At 41.5% G+C, this 318-nt stretch carries 1 protein-coding gene; it reads left to right on the plus strand.

Annotated features, from left to right (window positions below):
* Window positions 1-190, plus strand: a 190-nt coding sequence (locus KDM89_RS21190; protein ID WP_212689784.1) for a hypothetical protein, incomplete at its 5' end; no start/stop codon positions are given.
* Window positions 191-318: the final 128 nt, after the last annotated feature.

Here is a 318-nt window from a genome sequence, read left to right on the forward strand (position 1 = left end):
GCAAACACGGATCAAACAGCAGGTAAAAAAAAACCGCCATCACTGGCGGTTTTTTAGAATTCTGGTTGGGCTCTTTTTCTTCGTGTGCTTACCTTCTTCCTACCGCCTGAGGCTGGGAATAGCTAAAGTAAAAAAAGAAAAAGAAGTAGACGCGTTTCATACAAAATTAATGTGCGTGTTGACCCGTTAATTATCTGCATTTATGCGGGCGACATCGCAATCTGCCACTTGCCAGCATAAATCCGAGAACTGATATTGCATCATATTTCAGCAAATGGCAAGCGTAAAACCCGCAGTTTTTTCATTTTTTCCATAAGG

The sequence above is a fragment of the Cognatundibacterium luofuense genome (assembly GCF_018139685.1).
In the GTDB taxonomy this organism is placed as follows: domain Bacteria; phylum Pseudomonadota; class Gammaproteobacteria; order Burkholderiales; family Burkholderiaceae_D; genus Undibacterium; species Undibacterium luofuense.